Annotated in this window: 14 protein-coding genes and 1 riboswitch; of the genes, 2 read left to right on the top strand and 12 right to left on the bottom strand. The window is 66.5% G+C overall.

Annotation, left to right across the window (positions count from 1 at the left end; translation table 11 throughout):
- Positions 1-45: 45 nt before the first annotated feature.
- Positions 46-921 (bottom strand): MetQ/NlpA family ABC transporter substrate-binding protein, encoded by an 876-nt coding sequence (locus tag TVB01_RS13260; protein WP_422456377.1) that lies wholly within the window; start codon positions 919-921, stop codon positions 46-48.
- Positions 922-999: 78 nt separating this feature from the next.
- Positions 1,000-1,117, bottom strand: a riboswitch (SAM riboswitch).
- A 149-nt stretch (positions 1,118-1,266) separates the two neighbouring features.
- Here TVB01_RS13260 and TVB01_RS13255 point away from each other — a divergent pair.
- A complete protein-coding gene (locus TVB01_RS13255) occupies positions 1,267-2,166 on the top strand; it encodes a macrolide 2'-phosphotransferase (RefSeq protein ID WP_422456376.1) in 900 nt (299 codons plus the stop codon).
- A gap of 1 nt (position 2,167) precedes the next feature.
- Here TVB01_RS13255 and TVB01_RS13250 read toward each other — a convergent pair whose 3' ends face one another.
- The 7 genes from TVB01_RS13250 to TVB01_RS13220 all read right to left on the bottom strand — a co-directional run bounded on the left by TVB01_RS13250 (position 2,168) and on the right by TVB01_RS13220 (position 7,697).
- Positions 2,168-2,527 (bottom strand): hypothetical protein, encoded by a 360-nt coding sequence (locus tag TVB01_RS13250; protein ID WP_422456375.1) that lies wholly within the window; start codon positions 2,525-2,527, stop codon positions 2,168-2,170.
- A gap of 73 nt (positions 2,528-2,600) precedes the next feature.
- Positions 2,601-3,842, bottom strand: coding sequence for a sensor histidine kinase (locus TVB01_RS13245; protein ID WP_422456374.1), 1,242 nt, complete (start codon positions 3,840-3,842; stop codon positions 2,601-2,603).
- A gap of 7 nt (positions 3,843-3,849) precedes the next feature.
- Complete coding sequence (locus TVB01_RS13240) at positions 3,850-4,518, bottom strand: response regulator transcription factor (protein WP_422456373.1); 669 nt, start codon at positions 4,516-4,518, stop codon at positions 3,850-3,852.
- An 84-nt stretch (positions 4,519-4,602) separates the two neighbouring features.
- Positions 4,603-5,685 (bottom strand): sulfate/molybdate ABC transporter ATP-binding protein, encoded by a 1,083-nt coding sequence (locus tag TVB01_RS13235; protein WP_422456372.1) that lies wholly within the window; start codon positions 5,683-5,685, stop codon positions 4,603-4,605.
- A complete protein-coding gene (locus TVB01_RS13230) occupies positions 5,682-6,509 on the bottom strand; it encodes an ABC transporter permease (RefSeq protein ID WP_422456371.1) in 828 nt (275 codons plus the stop codon). Before TVB01_RS13230 ends, TVB01_RS13235 begins: the two co-directional genes overlap by 4 nt.
- Before the next feature lie 4 nt (positions 6,510-6,513).
- Entirely contained in the window at positions 6,514-7,287 is a 774-nt protein-coding gene (gene modA / locus TVB01_RS13225; protein ID WP_422456370.1) for a molybdate ABC transporter substrate-binding protein, read from the bottom strand.
- Positions 7,287-7,697, bottom strand: a complete 411-nt coding sequence (locus tag TVB01_RS13220; RefSeq protein WP_422456369.1) for a TOBE domain-containing protein — start codon at positions 7,695-7,697, stop codon at positions 7,287-7,289. Before TVB01_RS13220 ends, modA begins: the two co-directional genes overlap by 1 nt.
- 96 nt (positions 7,698-7,793) lie before the next feature.
- Here TVB01_RS13220 and TVB01_RS13215 point away from each other — a divergent pair, with 96 nt between their 5' ends.
- The gene (locus TVB01_RS13215) at positions 7,794-8,585 is read left to right on the top strand and encodes a putative protein N(5)-glutamine methyltransferase (protein ID WP_422456368.1); all 792 of its coding nucleotides are present in this window, start codon (positions 7,794-7,796) and stop codon (positions 8,583-8,585) included.
- Here TVB01_RS13215 and TVB01_RS13210 read toward each other — a convergent pair.
- From TVB01_RS13210 to TVB01_RS13195, 4 genes are all read right to left on the bottom strand, one after another.
- Positions 8,582-9,820, bottom strand: a complete 1,239-nt coding sequence (locus TVB01_RS13210; protein WP_422456367.1) for a pyridoxal phosphate-dependent aminotransferase — start codon at positions 9,818-9,820, stop codon at positions 8,582-8,584. The two genes, TVB01_RS13215 and TVB01_RS13210, sit on opposite strands and share 4 nt — an antisense overlap.
- A gap of 88 nt (positions 9,821-9,908) precedes the next feature.
- Positions 9,909-11,336: a YhgE/Pip domain-containing protein gene (locus tag TVB01_RS13205; protein ID WP_422456366.1), complete on the bottom strand. Its 1,428-nt coding sequence runs from the start codon at positions 11,334-11,336 to the stop codon at positions 9,909-9,911.
- A 168-nt stretch (positions 11,337-11,504) separates the two neighbouring features.
- Positions 11,505-11,963 carry a MarR family winged helix-turn-helix transcriptional regulator gene (locus TVB01_RS13200; RefSeq protein WP_422456365.1) on the bottom strand — a complete coding sequence of 153 codons (459 nt, stop codon included), beginning with the start codon at positions 11,961-11,963 and terminating at the stop codon, positions 11,505-11,507.
- Between the two features lie 155 nt (positions 11,964-12,118).
- Positions 12,119-13,141 (bottom strand): J domain-containing protein, encoded by a 1,023-nt coding sequence (locus TVB01_RS13195; RefSeq protein WP_422456364.1) that lies wholly within the window; start codon positions 13,139-13,141, stop codon positions 12,119-12,121.
- Between the last annotated feature and the right edge of the window lie 28 nt (positions 13,142-13,169).

Genomic DNA, 13,169 nt, shown 5'->3' with positions numbered 1-13,169 from the left:
GGTCCGGCCGCAGCCGGACCCGGGACACGGTGGAACGGGCAGGAACTAGTCCAGGTTTTCGATGTCCTTCTGGACCTCGGCGAGCGAATCGCGCAGGTCCTGGACCGGGACCTTCAGGAATTCGGCGGTGTTGCCTGAAGCCTTCTGGACACCGTCCTGGACTGCCTGCGTTTCCTGGTAGATCTGCACGAGCTTGAGGTAGGTCTCGTTCTCCTCCTCGCCGGCACGCGCCGCGAAGATGTTCACGTACGGAATGGCCTTGGGATCTGACGGATCGTCCTGGGCGATGGCATCTTCGGCTTTAAGGCCCGCGTCTTCGACGAAATCATTGTTGACGATCGCGGCTGCGACGTCGGGAAGCGACGTGGGGGTCAGGGAAGCCTCAAGGGTGGTCACCTTGACCTTTGACGTGGCCTCATCGAGGTCGTCAAGGGTCGCGAACGCGCTGCCGCCGTCCTTGAGGCTGACCAGCCCGGCTGACTGCAGCACCAGCAGGCCGCGGGCCAGGTTGCTTTCGTCGTTGGGCACCGCCACCGTCGAGCCTTCGGGGATGTCTTCCACCGAGTCGTACTGGGTGGAGTACAGGCCCAGCGGGTAGATGGCCGTGGAGCCAATTGGTGTCAGGTCTTCACCGCTGGCAACGTTGTAGCGGGCCAGGTAGATGATGTGCTGGAACTGGTTCAGGTCCAGTTCACCCTCGGTCAGTGCCGGGTTCGGCTGCGTGTACTCGGCAAAGTCCACGATTTCGACGTCGATGCCTTCCGCCTTCGCGGCGTCCGTGTAGGTGGCCCAGTATGGATCGCTGGCTCCCACCACGCCGATCTTCACGGTGCCTTCGTCCCCGGAGGCTGAGCCGCAGGCGGCCATTGTGAATGCCAGGAGCGGTGCTGCTGCAATGGCCAGGATTCTGCTGAGTTTCATGGTGTGGCTCTTCTCCCGAAAGGGTCCGCGGAGAGCCGCGGACGGTGTGGAGGCGCAGGCCGCTGGAGGGCAGTGCCGGCGCCGTACTTGCCTCGCGGAAAGTCTCCGCCGAGGCCGAATCATCACCTGGAGCACCCCGCTACGACGAGAGGGTTGCTGTCCAGCCGGCCAGGGCCATTGGCTGGAACTCTTGATTCCGTCCCTAGGCTAGGAACATCAGGGCCCCGTGAGCAAAACGACCGTGCTTTGTGACGACTTATGCAGCGGCACATGACATTCTGCGTAACAGGACGACACGGAATCAGCCCCGGGGCGGCGCCTTGGATACCGGGAGAAAAGGAAGCCATGAGCGAAGCACGGGAACTGATGGCAGCCGATGTATGCACCCTGGCAGCACGGCACGGACTCGCCTTGGATCCAGGCACCGTCCGTTTCAACGAAGCCGGACTGGATTACCGGGTCGCTTTCGCCGCTGCACCGGACGGTGCTGACTGGGTACTGCGGATCCCCCGGCGTGCGGACGTTGCCGCCGGGCAGGAACGCGAGCAGGCGATCCTGGATTTCGTGCGTCCGCGCCTTCCTGCCGCGGTCCCCGAGTGGAAGATCCGGAGTGCGGACCTCATTGCCTATCCCCTGCTGCCAGGCAGGCCCGGGCTCACGGTGGACCGCGACAACCAGCCCGAATGGCACTTTGACCCGTCGGATCCGACGTACCTCCAGTCCCTGGCCGGGTTGATCGCGTCGCTGCACGGAATGGACGCCGCTGCCGCGGCCGCCGCAGGCATCCCGTCCGAGACTCCCGACGGCGTCCGCCGGCACTGGGCTGATGTACTGGAACAGGTGCGCACCGAGTTCCGGATTGCGCCGGAGCTGCTGGCCGGCTGGGACCGGTGGCTGGCCGATGACCGCCTCTGGCCGCAGCGGACGGTGCTGACCCATGGCGAGCTGTATCCCGCGCATCTGCTGCTCGATGACGCCAACCGGATCGTTTCCGTCTTGGACTGGACCACGGCGAAGGTCAGTGACCCGGCCCTGGAGTTTATGTACGTGCACCTCATCTCGCCGGATTCCCTCGACGACGTCCTCCGCCGCTACCAGGACGCGACAGGCCTCACCGAGCCGCACCTTGCCGAACGGTGCACGGCGCTGATGGCCGCCGGCCCGTTGAACTACGCGATGTTTGCGCTGGCATCGGGCGAACCCGAGCACCGCGAGACAGCCTCGGCGCAGCTGCTGCCCTCCTAACTCAGGACTGTTCGGCGGGAGCCTCTGATTCTTCAGGGGCACCGCCGTCCCCGGGGGCGCCGCCGTGGTGTCCGCCGCGGCCATGGCTTTCGGCCTCGCCGTGGTCGCCGTGGTCGCCGTGGCGGCCGCCGTCCCGCTCCTGGACATCTTCCGGCCCGCGCCGTTCGCGGTCGCCGCCGCGGCCGTGATCCTGGCCCTGGTCCTGCCTCTGGTCCTGGTCCTGTTCGGACGTCACTGAGGCGGTCTCCATATTGTCCCCAACGGCCATGCCCGTGAAGAACGTCCCGGCCAGCAGGCCGGCGGCGGCCAGGCCGCTGCCGGTCCAGATGATGATCTTCTTCGCTTTGCTCCCAATCGCCACGATTGGTGACACCTCCCTTGAGCTTTAGATATTCCTACGCCATCTATCCAACGCCGCGATTCTTCGAGATTTCTTAGAAGCCCCGCCGGGCCAGGGGCAGCCGGACCACCAGGACGGCTCCCTGGCCTGTCTCCGGTTCGGCGCTGACCGATCCGCCGAACCGTGCGGCGATTTCCGCGACCAGCGCCAGTCCCAGCCCGTAGTGCCGGGTGCGGCCTTCCGGGGCCCGGCGGACCGAGGAGAAGCGGTCGAACAGTGCTCCGGCGAGCTCGGGCGGCAGCCCCGGTCCGTCGTCTGCCACCGTGATCACGGCGTCGCGGTTCCGCGCGGCTACGGTGACGGTAGCTTCGGTCCGGCCGAAATCCAGGGCGTTGGACAGCAGCGCGGTGAAGACCCGTTGAAGTGCCGCTTCGTTGCCCAGGACCGGCAGCGGCGTGTCCGGCAGCCGGGTGTGCAGCGCAAGGCCCCGCTCGGAAAAGGCAGGACCGAAAGCGGCGGCGGTCTGCCGGGCAGCCGCTGCCAGGTCCACCTGCTCCAGCGTCCCGGGCTTCCGCGGATCCGCGGCCACCAGCAGGTCATCCAGGATGCCGGTGAGCACCCCAGCGTCAGCCACCACCTCATCCAGTCCCTGAATGAGGCGGTCCAGCTCTCCGGGAGACGCTCCCCCGGCCTGCCCCGCGACTCGCCGGCGCAGCAGCTGGGCCCGGGTGCTCAACAGGGTCAGCGGCGTGCGCAGTTCATGGCTGGCATCAGAGACGAACCTGCGCTGCAGCTCCAGGGCCCGGGCCAGCGGGCGCATGGCGGCCCGCGCCGCCAGAATTGAAAACAGCGCCGCCACCGCTGCCGAACCCACCACGGCCGCTATCAGCGCGAACAGCAGGCGGTTCAGCTGGTTCCGTGTTTCCTGCGTATCCACGGCGGCTTGGACCACACGGCCGCGCCCCTCCTGCGCCGTCAGCACGCGGTAAGTTGTGCCGTCTGCCTCCACGGTTTCGGCGATGCTGCCTGCTCCTGCCGCGACGGCTGACAGCGAGCCGGCCACCGGCAGGCCCGAAGGCACGTCCCGCGAGACTTCCAGCCTGCCGCGGTCGAAGACCGCCAGGAAAACGTCCAGCGGAGCATCACGCGGGTTATCCAGTTCGACGGCGGCCTCCAGCCGCTGCTGGAGGGCTTCCTCACTCCCGGCGGCGGCAAGATAGTAGACGACGGCGCCGGCCAGCGAGAGCAGCACCACGATCAGCGCGGTGAACTGGACCGCCAGCCGTACCGAGGCCCGGCGGAGTTCACTCCGTTCCCCGCGCAGCGCCCTTCCCACGGCGAACCTATTCCTGCCGGCCCAGGCGGTAGCCGATCCCGCGAACGGTCAGGACCGCGTTCCTGCCCAGCTTCCGGCGCAGATAGTGCACATACGTGTCGACAACGCCGTGGTCGTCGGCGTCCGGGAACACCAGGGCATGCAGGTCCTCGCGGGGGAAAACCTGTCCGGGGCGTCTGGCCAGCTCCTCCAGCAGGGCGGCTTCACGTGCGGACAGGACCACCACCGCCCCGGCTCCCGTGGTCACAGTCCGCCCGGCGGCATCGAACACTCCGCCGGGCACCGGCAGGACAGGCACCTCGCGGAGGGTCCGGCGCCGCAGGACGCGCAGCCGCGCCAGCAGTTCATCGACGTCGAACGGTTTGGCCAGGTAGTCTTCGGCACCCCGGTCCAGGCCCTCCACACGGTCCGACGGGTTGCCCAGCGCGGAGAGCACCAGGGCGGGGACACTGACGCCCCGGCTGCGCAGGCGTGCCAGGACATCCAGCCCTTCGATGGCGGGCAGCCCGCGGTCCAGCAGCAGCACATCGAACTCCCGGGTCAGCCCCAGATGCAGGGCACGCTGACCGTCGAAGGCCGTCGTGACGGCATAGCCTTCCGATTCGAGGATCTCCACCAGCATCCGGGAAAGGGCCCGGTCATCTTCCACCACAAGGATCCGCGGTTGGTCCTCCATCTTCGCGAGTATAGGGCCGCCGGAGGGCAGATGTTCAGGGACCAGGGAGGAACCGGCCGCCGCGGGCCAATACCTGCGTGCATGCTATTCCGGATAGAGCTCCATGGCTTGGGGATCCAAGGCCAGAATCACGTCCTGCCCCGGGTCGAGGCCCAGCTCAGCTGCCCGCGACGGAGAAACATCCGCAGCCAGCCCTCCTGCGCGCACCCGGATCCGGTCACCCTGCGGCTCCAGATCCGTGACGCGGGCACGGAAAAGGGTGTGCGCCCCGCCACCCGGACCGGCCGGATGCGCAACGCCGGGATGCTCCGGACCTGCGCGGTGCACCGCCACGGACGACGGCGGGAATGCCGCCAGCCAGCGCGTTCCTTCACCGCCCGCCGGCTCGGGCAGCACGCCCGGAAGAGTGAATCCCTCTGCCGCGAACCCGCCGGACTTCCGGATTCCCGTCACAAGGTTCAATCCCGCCAGGCTCGCCGTGAACTGGCTTCGGGGCCGGCGGAGCACCACGGAGGCGGGGCCGGATTCGACGATCCTGCCCTCCTGCATTACCAGCACCCGGTCCGCGAGGGTCAGCGCATCCAGCACGTCATGCGTCACGATCAGTGCGCTCCGGCCGGCGAGAACCCGTTTCAGCAGCCGCCTCATCAGGGGCACGGCTTCCACGTCCAGGGCCGCCATGGGTTCGTCGAGCAGGAGCAGCGCGGGTTCGGCGGCCAAGGCGCGTGCCAGGGCCACGCGCTGGGCCTGTCCGCCGGAGAGTTCCGAAGGACGGCGCCGGGCCAGGTCCGTTGCGTCCACTTCGGCCAGCCAGCGGTCGGCGGCGGCCAGCGCGGCCTTCCTCCGTGATCCGGTGCTGCGCGGGCCGAACGCCACGTTCTCCCGGGCGCTGAGGTGTGGAAAAAGCAGAGGTTCCTGGGCCAGCAATGCCGTTCCGCGGCGGTGCGCGGGGACAAAGGCGCCCCGGGATCCGGCGAGGTTGAAGAGGGTCCGGCCGCCCAGTTCGGCCCGGCCCGCCTCCGGATGCACCAGTCCGGCGATCAGGGAAACGACAGTGGATTTACCGGCGCCGTTGGGGCCGAGCAGCGCCACCGTCTCGCCTTCCGCCAGGCGCAGGTCGACGTCGACCCCCCGCTCCGGAACGGTTGCCGCCAGGTGCAGGCTCATTTCCGGACCTCCGCAGGAGCAGATCCGGCCGGCCGGGACGTTCGCCGCAGCCCTGCCCGGCCGGAGCCGGGGTAAGTCAGGCCCACCACGGTCACTGCAACCGCCACCAGGACGAGGGAGAGAGCCACGGCGGCATCGGCGTCGCTCTCCCGCTGCAGGTAGACCTCCAGCGGCAGCGTCCGCGTGACCCCCTGCAGGCTGCCGGCAAAGGCGAGGGTTGCCCCGAATTCACCGAGGCAGCGGGCGAAGGAGAGTACCGCCCCGGAGACCAGACCCGGAACCACAAGGGGCACGGTGACCCTGCGCAGCACCGTCGACGGCGCCGCTCCCAGCGTGGCTGCGACCGCTTCATAGCGGGTGCCTGCGGTACGCAGCGCGCCTTCGAGGCTCAGGACCAGAAACGGCAGGGCCACGAAAGTCTGCGCCAGCACGACCGCAGCAGTGGAGAAGGCAACCTGGATCCCGAGGACCTCCAGGACCCCGCCCAGCAGCCCCTGCCGGCCGAAGGTATACAGCAGTGCTATGCCGCCTACCACCGGAGGCAGCACCAGTGGCAGCAGGACCAGCGCCCGGACCAGCCTTTTTCCCGGGAACTGCGTCCGGGCCAGGACCAGGGCCAGCGGAACGCCCAGGAGGATGCACAGCAGCGTACTCACCGCCGCGGTCCGCAGGCTCAGGGACAGGGCGGCCAGCGAGGACTCGGAGGTGATCAGCGGAAGGAACTCGGACCAGTTCACGGCCGCGGTCAGTGCGGCGAGGGGAAGCAGCAGGAACAAGGCGCCGACGGCGGCTACTGCCGGGATCCAGGGCGGAAGGGGCGCCATGCTGTTACGGAGCACCAAAACCGGCCTCCCGCAGCACCGACTGTCCCGAGGGGCCCACGACGTACTGGATGAAGGCATCCGCACGGTCACCGTTGCCGGATGCGGAGAGCCGGACAATCGGGTACCGGTTGACCGCCTCGGCAGCTTCGGGAACCGGTACTTCCTCAACGCTGGTCCCGGCAGCTTTCACGTCCGTGACATAGACCAGGCCGGCGTCGGCTTCGCCTGAACTCACTTTGCCCAGCACGCCGGCCACCGACGATTCCTCGCTCACCGGGGAAAGGGACGTTCCTGACGCCGATTCGATCCGTTCTGCAGCGGCGCCGCACGGCACCTGCACGGCGCACATCACTACCTGCACTCCCGGAGCTGCCAGGTCGTCGAATCCGGTGATACCGGCCGGGTTGCCGGGCGGGACCGCTATGGTCAGCGTGTTGGTGGCGAAGTCTGCCGGGACGGCCGCTGCCAGGTCCGCCTCCATGACCCGGGCCATGTTCGTTTCGTCGGCGGCCGCGAACACGTCCGCCGGGGCTCCGGCCGCGAGCTGCGCGGCAAGGTCGGAGGAACCGGCGAAATTCAGCCGGACCGTGGTTCCGGGATGGGCGGCTTCAAAGTCCTCCGCAAGCTCGCTGAAGGGACGGGAGAGTGACGACGCCGCAAAGACCGTGAGCTCGCCGCCCTGCCCGGAGGCCGGCGTCGTCTCCGCGCAGGAACCCAGCGACAGCGCCGCCGCCAAGGCCGGAACCAGGACCCCGGCACGGCCGAAACGTGAGGGCATTACACCTGCTTCTTTCCAGGCGGAACTTCCACGATCACGTTCGTTGCCTTGACCACCGCGGTGGCCGTGGATCCGGGTTCCAGCCCCAGCTCCCGAACAGCTTCGGCACTCATGAGCGAAACCACCCGGAAGGGCCCGCACTGCAGCTCAACCTGGGCCATGACCTTGTCCATGACGATGTCGGTCACCAGGCCAACAAAGCGGTTCCGGGCCGACGAGGCGCTGTCGGCCGGATCAGCCGGCAGCTGCGCCTGGCTCCGTGCCAGGCGTGCCAGTTCCAGGCTCTTGACGGCTTGGCGCCCGCTGGCGTCGCGGATACCGGTCAAGGTACCGTTCTCAATCCAGCGGCGCACGGTATCGTCGCTGACACCGAGGAACCGGGCTGCTTCGGCAACTCTCAAGCTAGGCATGCATCGACCATAACTCCGCAGATGCGCCTTATTCCAGACATTGGAAAGATAAGTGCGGCGTTCCGGAACTGTGACGGCTCGGGGAAGGGGCCCAGGATGCGGAAAACGCAGCAACAGGCGCTGGCGGACCTGTACTCGCCGCAGCTCCGGGCGGCCGGCTGTGTCTTTGCCGAAGAAGAGGCGGCCAAGATTGCCGGTGCCGCAGCCTCGCCCCGGGAGGCGGAGGAGCTCCTTCGGCGGCGTCTGGCCGGCCAGCCGCTGGAATACGTCCTGGGATGGGCGGGGTTTTGCGGCCTCCGGATCGCCGTTTGTCCGGGGGTCTTTATCCCGCGGCGGCGCACGGAGTTCCTCGCCGGCGCCGCGGTTGCGGCGGCCGGCGCCCTGCCCTCCCCCGTGGTCCTGGACCTCTGCTGCGGCTCGGGCGCCATCAGCGCCGTCTTAGCCGCTGCCGTACCGGACGCCGAACTCCATGCTGCCGACCGGAGCCGCGCGGCAGTGGAATGTGCGCGCGGGAACCTCGCTGGACAGGCAGCTGTCTGGGAGGGCGATCTGTTCTCGGCACTTCCGGGCAGGCTTCGCGGACACCTTGACGTGGTCGTCGCCAATGCGCCCTACGTCCCGACGGAAGAGATTGGTCTCCTGCCCCGGGAAGCCCGCCTCCACGAGCCGCGGCTGTCGCTGGACGGCGGTGCCGGCGGGCTGGCGTTACTCGGAGCAATCGCGGCGGCAGCTCCGGCCTGGCTGGCGGCCAACGGGCAACTGCTGCTGGAATGCAGCGAAGAGCAGGCTCCGCGGCTCGGGCTGGAGCTGGCTGCCGCCGGCTTTACCGCCGCCATCCGGCGGGACGAGGATGCCGGAGCGACAATTCTCTGCGGAGCCCTGGGCTAGGCAGCGCCCTGCGCGTCCAGGGTGCTGCGCCGGCCGGCGAGGAACTCCGCAATCCGGTTCACCGCGTCACGGATATCATCTTCCGCAGGCAGGATCACGAAACGGAAATGGTCGGGCTCGGGCCAATGGAACGCGGAACCCTGGGAGACCAGGATCTTCTGCTCCTCGAGGAGGTCCAGGACAAACCTCTCATCGTCGTCGAAGGGGTACATCGCCGGGTCGAGCTTCGGGAACAGGTACATCGCTCCGGCGGCGGGAACGCAGCTGACTCCCGGGATCTGGTTCAGCAGGCGGCAGGCCAGCTCACCCTGTTCGGCCAGCCGTCCGCCGGGCTTCACCAGGTCGTCGATGCTCTGGTACCCGCCCAGGGATGTCTGGATGGCATGCTGGGCCGGAACGTTGGGGCACAGGCGCAGGGAGGCGAGGAGTTCCAGGGATTCGCGGTAGTCGGCGGTGTCGGACCGCTTTCCGGTGACTGCTACCCAGCCGGCACGGTAGCCGGGCATCCGGTACGCCTTGGAAAGGCCGGAGAAGGTCAGCACGGGCAGGTCTCCCGCTACCGAGGCGGTGTGGATGTGCTCGGCACCGCGGTAGAGGATCTTCTCGTAGATTTCGTCGGAGAACAGCACCAGCTCATGACGCCGGGCCAGGTCCACGAACTGTTCAAGGATCTCGCGGGGATAGACAGCTCCGGTGGGGTTATTGGGGTTGATGATCACGATGCCCCGGGTCCGCTCCGTGATCTTGGCTTCAAGATCTGCCATGTCCGGCCACCAGTTGTTCTCTTCGTCGCAGGCGTAGTGCACTGCCTCCCCGCCGGAGAGCATGACGGAGGCTGTCCACAGCGGGTAGTCCGGGGACGGGATCAGGATCTGGTCCCCCGGTTCCAGGAAGGCCTGCAGAGTCATGGAGATCAGCTCGCTCACACCGTTGCCGATGTAGATGTCCTCCACACCGATCTGCATGAGTCCGCGCGTCTGGTAATACTGCGAAATGGCAGTCCGGGCGGAGTAGATGCCCTTGGAGTCGCTGTAGCCCTGTGCGCCGCGCAGGTGATGGATCATGTCCACCACGATCGATTCCGGCGCTTCCAGCCCGAACGGCGCCGGGTCTCCGAGATTCATCTTCAGGATTCTTTGGCCCGCAGCTTCCATCTGTTTGGCCACGTGCTGGACGGGTCCACGGAGGTCGTAGCGGATGTTCTGCAAACGGCTGGAATTCTGCATGGGGCGCATCTTCGGATTTTCCCACTGCGGGCACCTTGGGCCAAACCCGTCCTGTTCCGTGACGGATTTGCGCACCTGGACGGCCCCGCTCCGGGCATCAGTGGCGGGCCGCCCGCTTTTCCAGCTCAAGGTCCGCGGCACGGGTGCCGAGCAGGCGGTCATAGACCACGCCGGCAACCAATGCGGCCACAACGAACACCAGGATGATGACGCCCATGCCGATCAGTCCGGCCTGCAGGCCGGCTCCGGCCTGGGCATCGAAGTAGAGGATCGCCTTGTTCGCGATTGTCATCTGGTAGAGCGGCTCTCCGCGGGCAATGAACTTAAAGAAGCCCGGGAGCATCTCCAGCGGAACCACACCGGTGGCGGCAGGCAGGCCCATGAACACGATGTAGATCATGGACAGGATCATTCCGGCGCTGCCAAAGAGGGTGATGAGTCCGAACGTCACGGCGGAAACGGTGGCCAGGCACAGCCAGCTGCTGAAGAAGAACAGGCCGCCGTGGGGAATGGGCATACCGACGGCGGAGGCAATCCACATCATCAGTCCCGCCGTGGGGAGTCCTGCGACCAGTACGATTCCCCATTTGAGCAGGAACGTTGCCCAGCGTGCGGGCCGGAGGAGGGGTCCGCGGCGGAACCGCGGTCCCAGCTCAATGGGCAGGACCCCGAGGCGGGAATCGACGAGGAAGTGCAGCGCCACCGACCCGCTGATCCCCACCACCATCAGGAGCACCGAGTAGAAGAACGCGCCCATGCCCAGTGCGGACCCTTCCTGCGGCTTCTCGAAAGGCCGCTCGGTGATCTGGATGGGATCGCTCAGCACTGCCGTTGATGTTCCGTTCAGCTGGGGTGCCAGCTGGCTTTGCACCTCTTCCGGAACGCCGGCCTCAGTAAGTTCCGCGCCCTGCCGTTCCTGGGCTTCGGCGCGGGCCTGCTCCGCTGATTCCTCCAGCTGTTCGCCGAGGTTCCGGCTGGCTTCATCCAGTGCCGGTACGATGGCATCGGCTGCCAGCTGGCTGCCCAGCGGGCTGGCGAGCGGGTTGGTGTAGAACGTGATGTGCGGCCGTGTCGCTTCCGTGTCCGTGAGGCTCGAGGAGACAAGGCCGACGGCGTCGGCAGAGAAGTCCTCCTCCAGCACGACTGCCGCATAGACCTGCCCGGACCGCAGCTGGGCCTGTGCCTCGTCCCAGCTCAGGGGACGCATATCGAAGTCGTCCGTCTTGTCGAAGTTTTCCTTCAGCGTCCCGGCCAGGTCCCGGCCGAAGTCCTCCTGGGTTCCGCTGGCGTCAGTACCGTCGTCGCGGTTCACCAGGGCAACCGGAACATGCTCCAAATGGCCGGCGGGACTTCCCAGTCCGCCAATATACAAGGCTGAACCTGTGCCGCCGAGGAGCAGCAGGACAAACAGCGGAAGCAGCCACGTCCGGGGAGACAGGTATGCCCCTATCCCGCTGCCTGTGGTGCCGGACGAAGTGCCGGCTGCTGTGGTGCCGCCGGAAGAGCCGGGAACGGATGAGGGCACGGGAACTACCTCCCAGTTGGCCGAACATGCGCCGCGCAGACTGCCGGAGCACTGTCCCTACCGACGGTACGGGAGCCCTGACCCGGACGAACAGATGCCGCGGGCGGCCGGCGCCCCGCGCCCGGATATTTCCTCGGATCTCCAGGAAACGGGTTCCCAGCCCCGGTATTACGGCTTTGGGTGCCGCCGCGGCACATCTCCGGCCAGCTGCCCGAGGATCCGTGCCAGTTCCGAGCGGTCGTCGGCCGAGAGCGCGGCGAAGTACTCGTCTGCTTCGCGGGCGCGGTCCCTGCGGACACCTTCGCGCATCCGGGTCCCTGCCGGCGTCAGGGCAATCAGCGTGGCCCGGCGGTCGGACGGATCGGGTCCGCGCTCTACCAGGCCCTTAGCCTCAAGCTGGTCCACAACTTCGGTGGCCGAGCGCGGTGCGATGCGCAGCCGGTCAGCGAGGTCCTTCAGCCGCATCCCGCCGTCGTCCGCGTTCCGCCCCATGGCGTTGAGCGCCCGGTACTGGTGCGGAGTCAACTCAAACGGTGCCAGCTGCTGGATCCAGCGGCCCCGCAGGCCGCGGAAGGCGGCGTGCATCAGCTCGCCCAGGGCAGCGGAATCAGCGTCGGAGTTCGGCATTTCCCCAGTCTAGCCATTCGGCGTGCAGCCACACTGTGAGGCAGCCGCCACACTAGAGCCTGAACTGGCTGAGCCGCTCTGATGGAGGATTGCCCATGTGCTGCCGACATGATTTACGAATACGGATATTTGACACCTCGGGCTGGAATGGAACTTCATACCGACCGGCAAATCACCGAAGAAATATCTGCATATTCCAGATTGGAGGCACTACCGCCGACGACTATGGTCGATGCAGTGCCCGCAATAAGCGTTTGTCCATGCAAGGCTGTACGCTCGCTCCACTTGGAGGTTGACGATTTAGAAAATTCCACGCTAATTGTGGCATTCTCGCAACTCTCCTCCGGTACTAGTTGCCAGACCCAACAGGACGAAGAACCATCCGGGCAGCTCGCTGCATAATCTCCAGTAGCGTAGAACTCGATCGAACCTTCAGGAGTAGAGACCTCGCTCGACGCAGACCCATTTGAATCAGACTGAGGACGCTCATCGGGGTTAGGAGATCCCGCAATCGAACCTACGATGACTCCTAGGATGATGATGCCCATAATCCAGGGAAGAACGATATTGGATCGGGTCGGCGAATCCTTATAGTCCACTAAGGGTACCTGGTCCTCATCAAGCCGCCCGGGATCCGGCACGTTATAACTCTCTTGGAAGGCGGTACGTTGATACACCGGTTTCGCCACCACGGTGACCAGTAGGTCTGGCCGGACACCACTGGAGAACGATCGGTCCCCTCGTCCCTTGATGCGGACAGTCAGCTTCGAATCGAAAGAACGCGGAAGACGAATGGAAACATTCTCCCCGGACGGGGATTGGACGCGAATGACATTCCCCGCCACAGCGCGGTGATGCGGGATGGTAATGAAGACTCGAGTCGGGTCCGGCTCCTCGAATGTTTCTTCTCCAGAACCAGACGTGGGAGTTTCGGAATCATCTGCGCCCGCCGAAGTACTTTCCGCTTCGGAAAAACAACCTCGCAACAAATCACGGGCGTTACCGATACGTTGGAACTCAGCAGTCGCAAACCTAATGTCACTTTCCGGGCGACCTGAGAACCTATCCGGGTGGATGAACCGGGAACGCCGCTGGTAGGCCGACTCAATCTCATCCATCGTGGCGTCAGCCGCAAGACCAAGAATTGCACGCGCCTCAGCCGGCGTCATCTTGAACATCGCCCCTCACAGGGTTCGCACAAGGACG

The sequence above is a fragment of the Arthrobacter sp. 7Tela_A1 genome, from assembly GCF_049311065.1.
Classification (GTDB): domain Bacteria; phylum Actinomycetota; class Actinomycetes; order Actinomycetales; family Micrococcaceae; genus Arthrobacter_B.
Note: the sequence above shows the minus strand (reverse complement) of the source record. Positions and strands in the feature narration are given on the sequence as shown.

Excerpts from the sequence above, each read along its gene's own strand:
- modA (WP_422456370.1), bottom strand. The coding sequence starts at position 7,287 with ATGCCCTCACGTTTCGGCCGTGCCGGGGTCCTGGTTCCGGCCTTGGCG.
- TVB01_RS13195 (WP_422456364.1), bottom strand. The coding sequence starts at position 13,141 with ATGTTCAAGATGACGCCGGCTGAGGCGCGTGCAATTCTTGGTCTTGCG.
- TVB01_RS13260 (WP_422456377.1), bottom strand. The coding sequence starts at position 921 with ATGAAACTCAGCAGAATCCTGGCCATTGCAGCAGCACCGCTCCTGGCA.
- TVB01_RS13235 (WP_422456372.1), bottom strand. The coding sequence starts at position 5,685 with ATGAGCCTGCACCTGGCGGCAACCGTTCCGGAGCGGGGGGTCGACGTC.
- TVB01_RS13240 (WP_422456373.1), bottom strand. The coding sequence starts at position 4,518 with ATGGAGGACCAACCGCGGATCCTTGTGGTGGAAGATGACCGGGCCCTT.
- TVB01_RS13215 (WP_422456368.1), top strand. The coding sequence starts at position 7,794 with ATGCGGAAAACGCAGCAACAGGCGCTGGCGGACCTGTACTCGCCGCAG.
- TVB01_RS13230 (WP_422456371.1), bottom strand. The coding sequence starts at position 6,509 with ATGGCGCCCCTTCCGCCCTGGATCCCGGCAGTAGCCGCCGTCGGCGCC.
- TVB01_RS13220 (WP_422456369.1), bottom strand. The coding sequence starts at position 7,697 with ATGCCTAGCTTGAGAGTTGCCGAAGCAGCCCGGTTCCTCGGTGTCAGC.
- TVB01_RS13200 (WP_422456365.1), bottom strand. The coding sequence starts at position 11,963 with ATGCCGAACTCCGACGCTGATTCCGCTGCCCTGGGCGAGCTGATGCAC.
- TVB01_RS13255 (WP_422456376.1), top strand. The coding sequence starts at position 1,267 with ATGAGCGAAGCACGGGAACTGATGGCAGCCGATGTATGCACCCTGGCA.
- TVB01_RS13210 (WP_422456367.1), bottom strand. The coding sequence starts at position 9,820 with ATGCGCCCCATGCAGAATTCCAGCCGTTTGCAGAACATCCGCTACGAC.